Annotated in this window: 12 protein-coding genes and 1 rRNA gene; 10 read left to right on the top strand and 3 right to left on the bottom strand. The window is 41.7% G+C overall.

Translation table 11 applies throughout. The features are described from left to right. The first annotated feature begins 32 nt into the window (after window positions 1–32). Window positions 33–620: a nucleoid occlusion factor SlmA gene (gene slmA / locus AV939_RS00235; RefSeq protein WP_057794968.1), complete on the top strand. Its 588-nt coding sequence runs from the start codon at window positions 33–35 to the stop codon at window positions 618–620. Window positions 621–735: 115 nt separating this feature from the next. Here slmA and AV939_RS00230 read toward each other — a convergent pair whose 3' ends face one another. Together AV939_RS00230 and AV939_RS00225 are read right to left on the bottom strand one after the other, a co-directional pair. After that, window positions 736–1,479 (bottom strand): glycosyltransferase, encoded by a 744-nt coding sequence (locus AV939_RS00230; protein WP_231751146.1) that lies wholly within the window; start codon window positions 1,477–1,479, stop codon window positions 736–738. A gap of 374 nt (window positions 1,480–1,853) precedes the next feature. After that, window positions 1,854–3,491, bottom strand: a complete 1,638-nt coding sequence (locus AV939_RS00225) for a M28 family metallopeptidase (protein ID WP_057794970.1) — start codon at window positions 3,489–3,491, stop codon at window positions 1,854–1,856. 148 nt (window positions 3,492–3,639) lie between these two features. Between AV939_RS00225 and AV939_RS00220 the strand changes: the two genes are divergently transcribed. From AV939_RS00220 to AV939_RS00180, 9 genes are all read left to right on the top strand, one after another. After that, the gene (locus tag AV939_RS00220) at window positions 3,640–3,975 is read left to right on the top strand and encodes a DUF1820 family protein (RefSeq protein ID WP_057794972.1); all 336 of its coding nucleotides are present in this window, start codon (window positions 3,640–3,642) and stop codon (window positions 3,973–3,975) included. Between the two features lie 41 nt (window positions 3,976–4,016). After that, a complete protein-coding gene (locus AV939_RS00215; protein WP_057794974.1) occupies window positions 4,017–5,771 on the top strand; it encodes a DUF885 domain-containing protein in 1,755 nt (584 codons plus the stop codon). Further along, entirely contained in the window at window positions 5,771–6,286 is a 516-nt protein-coding gene (locus AV939_RS00210; RefSeq protein WP_057794977.1) for a hypothetical protein, read from the top strand. Before AV939_RS00215 ends, AV939_RS00210 begins: the two co-directional genes overlap by 1 nt. Window positions 6,287–6,404: 118 nt before the next feature. After that, on the top strand, window positions 6,405–7,118 hold the full coding sequence (imuA, locus tag AV939_RS00205) for a translesion DNA synthesis-associated protein ImuA (protein WP_057794981.1): 714 nt from the start codon (window positions 6,405–6,407) through the stop codon (window positions 7,116–7,118). Then, window positions 7,118–8,521: a Y-family DNA polymerase gene (locus AV939_RS00200; protein WP_057794984.1), complete on the top strand. Its 1,404-nt coding sequence runs from the start codon at window positions 7,118–7,120 to the stop codon at window positions 8,519–8,521. The genes imuA and AV939_RS00200 overlap by 1 nt, the downstream gene beginning before the upstream one ends. Continuing rightward, window positions 8,521–11,592: an error-prone DNA polymerase gene (locus AV939_RS00195; protein ID WP_057794985.1), complete on the top strand. Its 3,072-nt coding sequence runs from the start codon at window positions 8,521–8,523 to the stop codon at window positions 11,590–11,592. The genes AV939_RS00200 and AV939_RS00195 overlap by 1 nt, the downstream gene beginning before the upstream one ends. Before the next feature lie 68 nt (window positions 11,593–11,660). Beyond that, entirely contained in the window at window positions 11,661–12,458 is a 798-nt protein-coding gene (locus AV939_RS00190; protein ID WP_057794986.1) for a hypothetical protein, read from the top strand. A 63-nt stretch (window positions 12,459–12,521) separates the two neighbouring features. After that, complete coding sequence (locus AV939_RS00185) at window positions 12,522–13,328, top strand: hypothetical protein (RefSeq protein WP_082605005.1); 807 nt, start codon at window positions 12,522–12,524, stop codon at window positions 13,326–13,328. A 136-nt stretch (window positions 13,329–13,464) separates the two neighbouring features. Next, window positions 13,465–13,992: an acyloxyacyl hydrolase gene (locus AV939_RS00180; RefSeq protein ID WP_057794987.1), complete on the top strand. Its 528-nt coding sequence runs from the start codon at window positions 13,465–13,467 to the stop codon at window positions 13,990–13,992. 718 nt (window positions 13,993–14,710) lie between these two features. Here AV939_RS00180 and rrf read toward each other — a convergent pair. Continuing rightward, window positions 14,711–14,826: ribosomal RNA gene (gene rrf / locus AV939_RS00175) — 5S ribosomal RNA — on the bottom strand. Window positions 14,827–14,858 lie beyond the last annotated feature (32 nt).

Below are 14,858 nucleotides of genomic sequence, written 5' to 3'. Positions count from 1 at the left end.
TTAAGTCCGGTTGCGGAGGAATTACTCTCATCATGCCTGCTGTCAAAAAAACAAATCGCAGAGCCCAAATTCTGCAAGCCCTAGCGGGAATGTTGGAAACAAACCCTGGTCAACGTATCACTACAGCAAAATTAGCTGAAAAAGTGGGCGTTTCAGAAGCGGCGTTATATCGCCACTTCCCAAGTAAAGCCAGAATGTTCGAAGGACTCATTGAGTTCATCGAAGAAACCTTGTTTACCCGCATTAATAAAATAGTTAACGAAGAAAAAGATTCGCTTACTCGATGTCAGCTTATTCTTCACCTCATTTTAGGCTTTGCCGAAAAGAACCCAGGCATTACTCGTATATTAAACGGTGATGCTTTGATGGGTGAGCAAGACAGATTGCGTGCGCGTATTGCAAAACTCTTTGAACGACTTGAGACTCAGCTTAAGCAGGTGCTACGTGAGCGCAAGTTGCGTGAAGGAAAAACCCTAGCAGCCGATGAAGCGATAATTGCTAATATGCTTATTTGTTACACCGATGGCCGCATTAACTTGTTTATTCGAAGTGGTTTCACCCGTAAACCAACCGAACAGTTCAATGAACAGTGGGCTGCTTTTAAGCAGATGTTTATTTAAGGCAAATCACGGATTAAATAAAGGCGCTTTAATTTTAATACAGCGCCTTTTTGATTTGTGTAGGTTAAATAATTAGATTAGATTTTATTTATTTATTTTCATCTACAATAAATAACTAAGAAAATAACCTTCTCTCTAATAACTTGAAGTTAACTTTCCAATTTGTTTTTAGCTTATGCTTAAAAGCGCCCGCTCTATTTAAATGAAGATTTTCTGCATTAGATTTGAAATTTTCTAATGCTTGTGGGTTCAGATTAAATGAATCAATAGCGCTCTTTGCTACGTTACCATAGCCTTTATATTCATTTGCTTTGTTTTCACTGTGTATTACTGACATCCACAACCTTTTACCACGAACAGGGGTAACTTCTTTTACACTGCGCCAATAGCCATGCCTTTCTTGAGTCCATATTGTTTTAAAGTTTTCACTCTTTTCAATCAAACTCATAAATGGGTTGTGAACATGTGAATGTTGACCAAACCTTACCCGCGGTGCAACTTGCAGTGTATAACCGTCAACAAAATCTATAACCCTAAATTCTTGCTTAGAGAATTGACTGTGTACTTCTTTTACAAAATCTTGATGAAGGCTGTCGTCGTTATCTAATCTAGTTGTAATTAAATAAGGCTCTGTAAGGCGATTTTTTATTTCTCTGGTAATAGACGGTAAAAAATCGTCCATTCCATCTGCATAAATAGGTATGAATTTGGAAAAATTAGAAGAGAGCTCACTAATTTTTTCACGAAAAATTTGTGGTGTAGTTTTATCGAAAAACACTAACCATTCAAAATCCTTTTTATTTTGAGCTTTCATCGAAGAATAACAATACTGTTCAAACAGTTTTAATCTATTTTCCATCCAGCTGTGGGTTAAAACTTTAGATTGAGATTTTGTCTCATCCCAACCTTTTTCCTAAGGTTGAAGCGAGTTAATATAAAGTGCTGAAACATAATGCTACCAGTAAAAATTTAGAAGATACTTTTTTACTAATTGATAACTCAAACGTAAAAATTCCATGTAATACCTGATTTAGAGTAGCAAAAAGCTTACTAGTTCTGTGTTAGTAAAAAAATGTAGGTTTAAATATCCTCTAGCATCAATTTCCAAGTGCGGCATCGATACAGGCTATGCTTAACCTCAAAGGGCTTTCAAATCTCGTAACGGGATCAAAACTCACCTACAAAAAAAGCAGCATATATATATGCTGCTTTTCTATTTAGAATAAAGATTCGTTACTTACTGAAGGTAGTACCGAAGAAGTCACCTTCATTCCATTTCGGTTTGTCTTCTTGATTAGCTAAGGTCCAACCAATTTGTGCATTTACTTTGGTAAAGGCTTCAGCAGCATTCCAATTAAATGGCTGGTTAATATCGTCGCTAGGTTTGTGGTAATTCGTTGATAAGAAGTGACCAAACACTTTACTACCATCTACCTCGGGATCTTTTGATGTTAAACCAGGAACTAAAAATACTGCTGGTACGCCTTGTTTAACAAATGCGTAGTGATCTGAGCGAGTAAATAGCGCTTGGTCTGGCCAAGGATCTGGGCTTAATGAAATATCAGCATTACTTGCAGCGGTTTCAACCGACGCTTTCAAATCACTGTGGTTTGCACCAAACGCAATTACGTCGGCAAACTCATAGGTTAAAATGGGCATATCAAGGTTAACGTTTGCCACCATTGACGTCACCGGCACGGTAGGATTGCGAGCAAAGTAATCTGCCCCTAATAATCCTTTTTCCTCACCTGTTACCGATACAAACAATATCGAACGTTTAGGTTTTACGTCCATTTCGCTGAATAAGCGTGCAGTTTCTAGCATTACCGATGTGCCAGAGGCATTATCCATAGCGCCGTTGTTGATATTGTCTTTTTTGACTGTTTTCGCGAAACCAATGTGGTCAGAGTGCGCGGAAAAGACGACATATTCATCTTTAAGCGCTGGATCTGAACCTTCAAGCACGCCAACAACATTCGGGCTAGTCACTACTTCGTGAGTGCTCTTTTTACTTAAGCTTACTGTGCCAGGTAATGCAAAGCCTGTTGGTACTTTATCTGCCTCAAGATCGGCATAAATATCGACAAGTTCCCGCTCAGCCCCTTCAAATAAGGTTTTTGCTGCAGCTTCACTTAAATACGCACCACCTTTAATTTGCGGGAAGGTATTGGCTGGCTGCCCTTCGTCATCTAACCAAGCCATGCGCGGTGTATGAATATAGCTTAAGCGGCTTTGGTAAGGACGTACCTTTTCGTTTTTAGGCGTGGTGATGGTGATCATACCAATTGCACCATGCTCAGCGGCGTACTTTTGCTTTTGATACCCTGAGGCAAAATGAGCACCTTCTTCCGAAGGAAAATCACTGGGTTTACCGGCTAGCGAAACCACAATTTTGCCCTCTACATCGATATTTTCATAATCGTTGTGAGACAACTCGTCAGCCACTATGCCATAGCCAACAAACACAAGTTCGCCTGAAACATTAGCATCTACGCTAAGTAAGCTAGGACCTGCTAAATATTCTTTTGGGTAAGCAAAATCAATTTTTTCGCCATTACGAGTAAGCGTAAATTCTGGCGACTCTTGCAATAGATTTGCTTTACGGAAGCTTACCTGTTGCATGTAGCCTTCTGTACCTGCTGGCTTTAAACCGTATTTTGCGAATTCTGTCGCTATGTATAACGCGGCAATTTCATGCCCTCGAGACCCCGTATCACGGCCTTCAAGTAAGTCATCGGCTAAGAAAAATAAGTGTGACTTTATACGCTGAGTGTCAGGGTTAAAGCTATTTTCTGTCGTTTCATGGTTATGCGCAGTGGCAGCAAATGCCATCGCCGTCATCGCACTTCCAAGTAATAGTTTTTTTATCATTGTATTTCCACTATTTTTGAGGTCTTTACATATTACCTTACCCAAGCGATTCCGTAACGTTTAAGCCTAACGATTTTCGACCATTGCCCGTATTTCTAGACCATTGTAAAATTCACGCCCTTTAATTCATCAACATGTTAATAAACCCATGACAAAAACCGACCCTTTGTATCGAGTACAGTTCATAAGTAATGGCGAACGCTACGATGTGTACGTCAAATCACTTTCTCAAAGTGGCTTATTTGGATTTGTGGAAATTGGGGAATTTGTGTGGGACACCCACACAGGCATAGTGGTAGATCCAAGCCATGAAAAGCTTAAATCAGAGTTCGCAGATGTTACCAGTACGTATATTCCTATGCATAACATCCTTCGAATTGATGCGGTGAGGAAAAAAGGCACAGCCAAAATTACTAAATTAGATAATAAGTCTGATAAAGTGATGCCTTTCCCTAGCCCAATTTATACACCTAACAAAGAGTAACCCACCGTTGATAATCCGGTCTAAGGTTACCGGAGGCTTTCATGTACCGTTATTTGTTAACTTTTATACTAGTACTTACTAGCTTTACCTCATTGGCAAGCTCCAACGAGGATAAGTCGTTTTATGCTTTGTTAGATGAAATTTGGAAATACGAACTAAGTGTTTCCCCGCTTCTAGCTTCGAGACAAGGCAACAGTTCGCAAAATAGCGAGCTACCGGATATTTCACCACAAGGCTTAGCCACTCAAGATCAACAATGGCGAACGTACCGTCATGCATTGAAAGCGTATTCTAAGGAAAATCTATCTGACGACGCTTTTATCTCGTTGCTTATGCAGCAGTATCGGCTAGAGAATTATATTAGCCAATATCACTTTCGCGCTTATCTTGTCCCCATTAATTCCGAATACGGTTTTCATGGTGCCATGGCATCCTTGCCAAATTTATCTGTATTTAAAACGGTGGAGGATTATCACGCTTACCTGTCTCGTTTGAATGCACTTACCTCCTACTTTGAACAACAAATTGCCTATATGCGCCAAGGGCTAAAAGAGGGTTACACCCAACCTAAAGTGGTTCTTGAAGGCTTCGAAGATGCGGTAGCCGCTTATATTCTGGACGACCCAGTGAAAAGTGGCTTCTACAGTCCATTTACTCGATTTCCAAAACATATTGATGCTTCACAACAAGCTGCGCTAGCCCAACTAGGCCAAAAAGCCATTACCACCAGCGTTTTCCCTGCTTACCAAGCATTTTATGACTTCATGGTTGATGAGTATATTCCTGGCGCGCGAGCCGCCATTGCTGCTAACGAATGGCCTGATGGCAAAGCTTATTACGCTAACCGCGCCAAGCACTACACCACCACAGATATGAGCCCCGAAGACATTCATACTCTTGGCTTAAAAGAAGTAAAGCGTATTCGAGCTGAAATGCAAAGCGTGGTAGATAGCCTTGAATTCGATGGCAGTATTAATGAGTTCATTACCTTTTTACGTGATGATCCTCAGTTTTATGCCACCAGCGCAGAAGAGCTGCTTAAAGAGGCCTCATTTATTGCGAAAAAGATGGACGCAAAATTACCATCGCTCTTTGAATATTTACCTCGTACGCCTTATGGCGTTGCTCCTGTACCCGATAGTATCGCCCCGAAGTACACCACGGGTCGTTATATTCACCCTAGTCGAGACGATCAACCCGGTTACTACTGGGTAAATACTTATGCGCTAGATAAGCGTCCGCTTTATGCCCTTCCAGCTCTTACCTTGCACGAGGCTGTGCCTGGGCATCATTTGCAAATATCTTTAGCGGCGGAATTAGAAAGTTTACCCATGGTACGCCGTAACACTTATATTTCAGCTTTTGGTGAAGGTTGGGGTTTGTATTCTGAATTCTTAGGGATTGAAGCGGGAATTTATGAAGACCCCTATGATAATTTCGGTCGCTTAAGCTACGAAATGTGGCGCGCGTGTCGCCTTGTCGTAGATACCGGCATGCACACCATGGGATGGAGCCGCGAAAGAGCTGTTGATTTTATGATGTCCAATACGGCTTTGTCAGAGCATAATGTGAATACTGAGATAGACCGATACATATCATGGCCAGCACAAGCCCTATCTTATAAAATTGGTGAAATTAAAATAAAGGCGCTACGTGAAAAGGCTGAGGTTGCGCTAGGTCAGCATTTCGATGTACGTAAATTTCACCGAGCAGTTTTAGAAAATGGTTCTGTGCCATTATTCATTTTAGAACAAAAAATTAACCAATTCATAGAAGAACAAAAGGCGGCAAGATAATGATATTTGCATTCGGGATCATAGGACTACTTGTCCTGTTTTTGATTTATCTAGCGCTTCGTGTGCAAACGCTACAACGTGAACTTACGCTTACGCGTTCATCTGCAAAACAAAATGGTAATAAAGTTAACCATGCTTATAAGAATTTAGTGCTCGTCACTGATGCGCTAGAAAAAGCGTATGCTGCTCGTATCGAAAGTGCTTATAAAAGCCGCCTGATAAGTCAGCAACAACATACTGCTCTTATGCCGCTTATGCTTAACTTCTCTAGTATTGTAATGGCGTGCTGTGAAAAAGGCGCTACGTTAGAAGAAGCATTAGATTCTGCATTAAGCAGCACCGAGGTATCACAAAGCGATGTGCGAGACGTGATTAAAGAAATGCCTGGCCCCATTCGTATGGCTTGGTCTAAAAACAGCGCTGATGGTTTTATTGCAGCCTGCCAATTAATAACTAGCTCGGTGGGAGGTAACACTAAAAAAAGCCCTGCTAGCAGCGATGCCAGTACGGCGTAATTATTTAAGCATTTTTTTCAAATAGTTAGATGTCCTCACAGCCTTAACTATTTCACCCATCTTGAAAAGACAAACCTCTACACTATAATACTGTACAAATATACAGTATTATAGTGTTATGAATATTCCTATTTCACCCATTAATGAAGTTCGTTCAAAGGCAGCGCTTTTTGATAAGCACCCTCATATATGGCGAGCTCGAGAGAAGCCTGTAAGCGAAAACAAGTTTTTGCTGGGTAATCTTATATTGGATGAAGCCCTGCACGGTGGTATCGCCACATCAGGCGTCGTAAGAGTTGCGTCATTAACGGGTATTGGGGAAATCACGCTTTTCAAACATGTTTTAACTACGCATCGCACACACAAACTACGTGTATTTATAAAACCACCCGCCCAGCTCCAAGCGCCTTGGTTAAGCAGCTTAGGCGTAGACTTAGAACAAGTCATCGTCGTGCTTCCAAAAACAGATCAAGAAGCCTTGTGGGCAGCAGAGCAATGCTTAAAAAGTGCAGCTTGTCATTGTGTATTGCTTTGGAATAACACCATGGATGCAAAAGCTGCTCGGCGTTTGCAAGTGGCGGCGTCGCATAACGATACGCTGTGCTTACTGTTTACTTCCCCTAACCAACAAAGGGCTTCTTTTCCAATTACCCTAGATTTAAGTCTGCATCTTCGTGATGCGCAATTGGTTGTTAACATTATTAAACAGCGTCATGGATGGCCCGTATCCGATATCGTGATCCCCCATTCATGGACCCCTAACAATCGCGCCATTCAATCAGCCATGCAAAACAATAAGAACACCGAGCCAGCATTACACTCGGTGATTTAATGATGCTATGGGCTTACTTTTACTGCTATCAGTTAACTCTTGATTCCCATAAAAAAGATGGCGGCTTCACAGACGGTGATATACCTACTGTGGTTTATCACGAACAAAGCAACCAAGTAGTTCAAGCTAATTCTCAGGCTATAAACGAAGGTGTTGAATGCGGTCAAGGGCTTGCACAAGCGGCTGCGCTTTGCCCTCACGTGCACATTCTAGCGTTTAATCGCGAAGCTGAAAAAGAGACCCTTCTATTTCTTGCACATCGGTTATACCCACTCGCTTCAGACATTGTGATTGAAGCTCACAACGCCATTGCTATTCGACTAGACAATTTACTGCAGTATTACGGTGGTCTTGACGCTTTATGGCATGTACTTACAAACGAGCTACATTCTACTGGTATTCACTTTTATTTCGCCACTGCATGGGGAGTGGATGCAGCACGCCTTCTCGCTAAAAATAAAACCAATCGCTATACCGATAATAAAGAAAACATAACTCTGTTATTGTCACGCTGTAAGCTAGAACAAACTGCCCTTGATTCGAAAACCATTGCCACACTTGCTAAAGTCGGTGTTAGACAGGTAGGCCAACTACTTAAACTTCCCGTCCATGAACTTGGGCAACGATTTTCAAACGATACTATTCGCTATTTAACCGCACTGCGGGGGGAAACCTTTCCCAAATACGTTTTATTCAGGCCATCGATAAGCTTCAAGCAGTTAAAAAATTTATCGTTTGAAGTGGAAAACACTCAACACTTATTGCCGAGCATTAAAGCGCTACTAATTTCGTTAGAACACTACTTACGCGCACGCAATTTACTCACGTCATCTATACTTTTTCAGGTGCATTTTAGAGAAGCAGAGCCTTTATCTATAGCGGTTAATGGTGCTATGCCTTTTGCCACGCAGAAAGACTGGTTAGCGCTGGTTGAGCTTAAAGTTGAGTCCCTTCTACTGCCCGAGCCCGCTATCGCTATATCCCTAACCTGCCAGCAATTTGAGCCCATTGAAAACGATGGGAATGATTTTTTTTCTCATCGATTTACCTCAGTGGCACAAAAGCAACTTGTTGGAAGGTTAAAAGCCAAATTAGGCGACAACAGCACGCTTCACCCTAAAGCTGGAAACAGTCATACTTTTGAAGGCATGACAGTCAATCAAGTAGAGGAAACTACACCTGCTTATACCGCTGATATCATTCCGACATTTTTGTTTGAGCGCCCCATGCCCCTAAATCTACCAACACGTATTTGCTTTGGCCCTATACGACTTCAAACGCAGTGGTGGAGTAGCGCTGCTAGCCAGAAAGATTATTTTATAGCAGAAACTAATCACGGTGTACGCTTGCTCGTCTTTAAAGATGTAAATGCCTGTTGGTGGACACAAGGCGTATACAGCTAATGTATAGCGAACTTTTCTGTCAGAGCCACTATAGCTTTTTAACAGGGGCATCTTCGCCTGCACAGTTAGTGACTACCGCCTCTTTTCTTGGATACGAAGCGTTAGCGATTACCGATGAATGTTCTGTGGCGGGAGTGGTGCGAGCTTATGCTGAAATTACACAGCAAAAACTCCCTATTAAGCTCATTGTCGGCAGCTATTTCCGCTTCGATGATGCATTGTCTTTTGTATTACTTTGCCCCAATAAAGCGGCATATACCGAGCTTTGTCGCATAATTACAAATGCCAGAAGACGCAGCCAAAAGGGTGAGTATCAACTTGCAGAGTGGGACTTGCGGACCATTCGTCACTGCATTTTTATATGGCTTCCCAATACTCAGGAAGAAAAAAATAATTACTGGGCGACGTGGCTAACCAGTCAGCCCAATATAAAAACATACGTAGGTGCGCAACGTTTACTTGATGGGTATGACCATCATCGATTTGCGACTTACACACAACTACAGGAAAAATTTGAGTTTCCTGTAGTGGCGTGTACTGGTGTGCTTATGCACCATGTAGATAATCTTCCACTTCAACATGTTCTTCATGCCACCCAAGCACATACGCAAGTAAGTAAATTGGGGCGAGCAGCATTAAGCAATGCCGAGCGTAGCTTGCGTACCGTTTCAAAATTAAAAAAACTGTTCCCTGAAAAATGGATTTCCAATGCCATTGATGTCGCGAGAGGCTGCCTGTTTTCGTTAGCAGAACTACGCTACCAATACCCTTCTGAACTTATCCCCCAAGGTACATCGCCTACTATCTATTTAAGAGAGCGTGTAGAAGCAGGCATAAAAGTGCGTTTCCCGGATGGCCTGACCGATGCGCTGAGGGCACTTATTGAAAAAGAGCTTTCACTCATTCGTGAACAAGAATATGAGTACTTTTTCCTGACCATTTACGACATTGTACAGTTTGCTAAGGCGCGCAAAATTCTCTATCAAGGCAGAGGTTCTGCTGCTAACTCTATCGTGTGTTATTGCTTAGAAATTACCGCCGTTGATCCACGACAAATTAATGTTTTGTTCGAACGCTTTATTTCTAAAGAACGAAACGAACCGCCTGACATCGACGTAGATTTCGAACACCAACGTCGTGAAGAAATTATCCAATACATTTATGAAAAATATGGCAGGGAAAGAACCGCCATTGCTTCTACGGTTATCTGCTACCGCTTTAAATCAGCGTTTAAAGATGTAGGTAAGGCCTTGGGCTTCAGCGAGTCGCAATTAAGCTTTGTGATGAAGCAAATTAATCGCCGAGACAGTGTCATTCCTTGGCAGTCTCAACTCGCGAATTTAGGGCTCGACCCGGTGAATGAAAGGGTAAAACTTCTAGTTAGTATCACCGAGCAATTAATGGGTACCCCTCGCCACCTTTCTCAACACGTTGGTGGCTTTGTTATTAGTTCTGGGCCATTGTATGAGTTGGTCCCTGTTGAAAACGCCGCTATGCAAGAGCGCACTATTATTCAGTGGGATAAAGATGATATTGAGACGCTAGGGCTGCTTAAAGTTGATGTGTTAGCACTAGGCATGCTAAGTGCTATTCGACGCACTTTCGACTTACTTAACAAGCAATTCCCTGTCGATATAGATATTCCTTTCATTACCAAATTAGGCGATGACAAACAGGTTTACGATATGATTTGTCAGGCTGATACCGTGGGCGTATTTCAAATTGAATCTCGCGCACAGATGTCGATGCTACCTCGTTTAAAACCTCGTCGCTATTACGATTTAGTGGTGCAAATAGCCATAGTAAGACCAGGCCCTATTCAGGGTGATATGGTGCACCCTTATCTACTACGACGGCACAAAAAGGAAGCAATTACCTATCCTTCTGAGGAAGTGAAAGAAGTACTGTTGCGCACCATGGGCGTTCCCATTTTTCAGGAACAAGTGATAAAACTTGCTATGGTAGCTGCTGGCTTTAGTGGCGGTGAAGCAGATCAACTACGCCGCGCGATGGCTAGCTGGAAAAAAGATGGCCGTATTTTTGAGTTCAAAGAAAAGCTGATAAAAGGCATGGTATCACGCGGCTACGATGCCTCTTTTTCAAATAATCTATTCGAACAAATTAAAGGCTTTGCTGGCTATGGTTTTCCAGAGTCGCACTCAGCATCCTTCGCCGTGTTAGCTTATGTGTCTAGCTGGTTAAAGTATTATTTCCCTGTAGAGTTTTATGTTGCCTTGTTAAACAGTTGGCCAATGGGCTTTTATTCACCTTCACAACTGGTACTAGATGCTAAACGTCATCATATTGCCGTACATGCGCCTTGCGTGAATGCATCAAACTACGAACACTTGATTGTTGAATGCAAAGACGAGAAGCAAATTCAGCTTGGCCTAACACTTGTAAAAGGCTTAAACGAAAAGAGTGCAAACCTTATTGTTAGCTGCAGGCCATCTGCAGGTTATAAAAATATAGAGGCTGTGCGAACCCTCGCCATACGTTCTGACGAGCTAGAAGCATTAGCTAGTGCAGATGCTTTTAGAGCTATTGCAGGTAATCGCTATCAAACACGCTGGCGGCTTATGGACAAGCAAGCCGATTTACCACTGTTTGAAAATACTAGTAACGAGGACACTTTTAATACTGCCCCGAGCGTAGCAGAAACCTTAATTGAAGATTATGCTTCTATAGGGCTTTCGGTTAACGATCACCCTGTGGCACTGCTGCACAGAGAGCGAGAGCTAGGTTTTATTACCCCAGCTAAAGCTTTACGCCAAAAGCCCCATAAATCAATGGTAAAAATACTTGGATGCGTGACTGGGCGACAAGCGCCAGGCAGTGCGGCAGGGGTTACTTTTCTAACGCTAGAAGACCATACCGGAAATATTAACGTTGTCGTATGGCAAGCGACCTCGCGCGCCCAGCATAAAACCTTTTTAAAAGCTAAACTTATGCAAGTTGATGGTATTATTGAGCGCTCTAAGGAAGGGGTTATTCATATTATTGCGGGAAAGTTAATTGACCGCACTTCATGGCTAGAGAATATCTCTATGCCATCTAGAGATTTTCACTAAGTCCAATTACGTATATACACTTCGCGCAGGCTTGGGTATTTTATTATCATAATGAGTAGGAGTATGGCATGAAGCAGGGGTTGTTTTGCCTTTTACTGATATGGATTAGTACAGCGGCAACTGCAGAAAAATTTATCGTAGGCTCACAAAATATAGAGTATTACCCCCATTATAATTTTTCTTCACCTATTGATAAGGGTGTTGGCTGGGCAATACTTGAAGCTTTTTCAGAAGCATCTGGTCATGAGTTTTCGTACCTAACCATGCCTATTCGGCGTCTTCAAATGGAAATGCTTAAAGGACATGTGGACTTTGTGTATCCCGATAATCCAGGTTGGTATAACGATGTCACTAAGACCAAAGAAAAATACTTCTCGATTGCACTTACCCGCGCTGTTACAGGTACTTTTGTTAAACCCAAAAATGTAAATAAAGGTATCAGCTCCATCAAGAGAATTGCTATGCCTCTTGGTTTTACTCCAGTGAATTGGCAAACAAGATTAGATCAAAACCTTATTAAAATAGTTTCCATCTCTGATACTTTTGCAGGCTTGTCCTTGCTACAGCTAGAGCGTGTAGACGCCATAGATTTCGAATACCATGTGGGTAATTACTATACTAGTCAGTCGCCGCAAATCGGTCCTTTCATATTGGATATTACTCTGCCCCATAATGAGATCCCGTTTATGCTTTCTGCATTAAGACATCAGGAAGTCATTGAGGAACTTAATGCTTTTATAAATAACAACCCTGCGATTATTGATTCAATTAGATCGCGCTACGGCATTACTTCGTTAGAAGCACTGACACAACAAATTCAAACTGAATTTACTATTGAAGACAAAGACATTTGGCAGCCTCAATAAGCGTTTATGAGCTACTATTAATTTCTGTGTTCAATAATAGTATTCATCAATAAGGTAACATCAGTGGGCGACATAAAACGGACTTTCTACTGCCTTCTCTTTTTTTTCGGCGGCAATTTAGCGCAAGCAGAACAGTATATTATTGGTGCTCAAAATATTGAGTACTTTCCCCACTATGACTTCACTTCGAATGTTGATAAGGGTGTTGGTTGGGCAATATTAGAAGCGTTTTCTGATGTATCAGGCCATGAATTCGTATATTTAGACATGCCCGTTCGAAGGTTACAAATTGAATTAAATAAAGGGAATGTAGATTTCGTCTATCCTGATAACCCCCGTTGGAATAGCGAAGGTACAACCCTAGGTGAAAAAACTTTTTCTAAACCTGTTGCTCATACCTTATCTGGAACACTCATTAGATCGGAAGATATTGGAAAAGGGCTAAACTTCATTAAGAAATTAGCTATTCCACAGGGGTTTACGCCGGTTAAATGGCAAAAGAGAATTGATGATAACCTTTTATCTGTAGTTCCCATTGAAGAAACTTATAATGCACTTTCACTACTTCAACATAAAGAAGTGGATGCAGTAGATGTTGAATATCATGTTGGAAAGTATTTTACACAGAGTTACCCTCAACTAGGTCCTTTTTCCGTTGATGTTACACTTCCCTTTATTGATGTCCCTTTTCTATTATCTACTTTACGTCACCCTGAAATAATAAAAGAGTTAAACCTATTCTTAGTGAATAACCCTAGGTTGATATCTGACATTTACGAAAAATACGATATAAGTCTACCTGAAGATCTTATAGAAAGGTTTCGAACAGAGCAAAATGTTGAGGAAGACGATGTGTGGAAACCCCTGTAATAATTACTTATTTCAAGAAAATTATTAAATAGCAAAAAATACATAAGCATTCTAAATAACGTTAATGCTTTGAAAATAATAGACTTTTATTTCTGGTAATAATTTTGCTTCTCTCCTTGTATATTAAGGAGACAACATGTTCAAACATACATTCAAACTTACCGTCCTAGCTTTGCTTTTAGTACCAAGCTTAGTTCAAGCTAAACAAACCGTCAGCGTTGATTACATGCATGGCTTTGACGATATCGACGGTATTCGATTTGCCTATCGCCCCATAGAACATAACTTAAGCACTGGATGGATTGGTAATATCAAACTTTACTGGGAACTTAGCGCATACCATTGGGAATACGGCGAAGATAATAGCCATAGCACAAGCTACGCGCTTTCAATAACGCCAATATTTATGAAACAAATTAGCACTGTGTATGACTACCCTTTGTATGTTGAAGCAGGTATAGGGGCAAGTTTCATTAATGATGAGAAAGTAGCAGGTAAGGATATAGGGTCTAATTACCAATTTGAAGATAGGCTCGGTTTAGTGCTTGAGCTTGATGAAAGCCAACACGTCGCCTTGCGCTACATGCACTTCTCCAATGGTGGGTTTAATAGTGATAACCCTGGATTAGATTTCATGAACCTGTCGTACGCATACAGCTTCTAGTCATTACTTCTAGCGTAGTGGGCTATATGCCCATAAATACTTTTATGTCTATTTCACTTGGTGAGTCTTATGAGAATACCTAAATTTGTTGAATTGAAATAATAGTCGCCTAGTTTAAGCCCCGCCCCTGCGGGGCTTTTTATTGCCTGTTCACTTTCTTACAAGCATAAAAAAAGGCTATCCGTTAGGATAGGCTTCGTTGTGAAGCAATCGTTGTGAAGCAATCGTTGTGAAGCAATCGTTGTGAAGCAATCGTTGTGAAGCAATCGTTGTGAAGCAATCGTTGTGAAGCAATTTCTTCGAATGGGATTGCTTCACAACGAACTATGGCAGTGTGGAGGGCCACCCCGTGCTAACTCTGGCAACCATTTCATGGCTTGCACGTTGTCCCATGGGGCTGGGCCACACTAGCTGGGCCACACTGGCTGGGCCGGTCACCGGAACCCCGCACTATCCCCACGCCAGTTACTGGCCGCCGAGTCTCGGCATGCGCTAATACGTTTCACTTCAGAGTTCGGTGGCTCATATACCACTGGGTGCAGAATCATGATGCTTTTTTGGAATGAGCGCGCAAGGAGGACCTGCAGTACGCTCAGTTTTTTACTACGGCGTAACTGCTAATATTATTTTCTATTAGACATAAAAAAAGCCCTTATCATACGATAAGGGCTTTCTTCGAATGGGAGCTTGGCAGTGTGCTACTCTCACATGGGGAAACGCTTGGCAGTGTGCTACTCTCACATGGGGAAACCCCACACTACCATCGCCGCTAATACGTTTCACTTCTGAGTTCGGAATGGGATCAGGTGGTACCGTATCGCTATGGCTGCCAAGGCAAAAACTTTTGCAAACGTTAGTTTGCGTAA

It is taken from the genome of Alteromonas sp. Mac1 (genome assembly GCF_001562125.1).
Taxonomy (GTDB): Bacteria; Pseudomonadota; Gammaproteobacteria; order Enterobacterales; family Alteromonadaceae; genus Alteromonas; species Alteromonas stellipolaris.
The sequence above is the reverse complement of the archived record's forward strand: the minus strand, read 5'-3'. Positions and strand labels throughout refer to the sequence as shown.

What these genes read in the sequence shown, in the direction of transcription:
- AV939_RS00230 (WP_231751146.1), bottom strand. Translation starts at nt 1,479, where the DNA reads ATGGAAAATAGATTAAAACTGTTTGAACAGTATTGTTATTCTTCGATG.
- AV939_RS00180 (WP_057794987.1), top strand. Translation starts at nt 13,465, where the DNA reads ATGTTCAAACATACATTCAAACTTACCGTCCTAGCTTTGCTTTTAGTA.
- AV939_RS00190 (WP_057794986.1), top strand. Translation starts at nt 11,661, where the DNA reads ATGAAGCAGGGGTTGTTTTGCCTTTTACTGATATGGATTAGTACAGCG.
- AV939_RS00210 (WP_057794977.1), top strand. Translation starts at nt 5,771, where the DNA reads ATGATATTTGCATTCGGGATCATAGGACTACTTGTCCTGTTTTTGATT.
- AV939_RS00215 (WP_057794974.1), top strand. Translation starts at nt 4,017, where the DNA reads ATGTACCGTTATTTGTTAACTTTTATACTAGTACTTACTAGCTTTACC.
- AV939_RS00225 (WP_057794970.1), bottom strand. Translation starts at nt 3,491, where the DNA reads ATGATAAAAAAACTATTACTTGGAAGTGCGATGACGGCGATGGCATTT.
- slmA (WP_057794968.1), top strand. Translation starts at nt 33, where the DNA reads ATGCCTGCTGTCAAAAAAACAAATCGCAGAGCCCAAATTCTGCAAGCC.
- AV939_RS00220 (WP_057794972.1), top strand. Translation starts at nt 3,640, where the DNA reads ATGACAAAAACCGACCCTTTGTATCGAGTACAGTTCATAAGTAATGGC.
- AV939_RS00200 (WP_057794984.1), top strand. Translation starts at nt 7,118, where the DNA reads ATGATGCTATGGGCTTACTTTTACTGCTATCAGTTAACTCTTGATTCC.
- imuA (WP_057794981.1), top strand. Translation starts at nt 6,405, where the DNA reads ATGAATATTCCTATTTCACCCATTAATGAAGTTCGTTCAAAGGCAGCG.
- AV939_RS00195 (WP_057794985.1), top strand. Translation starts at nt 8,521, where the DNA reads ATGTATAGCGAACTTTTCTGTCAGAGCCACTATAGCTTTTTAACAGGG.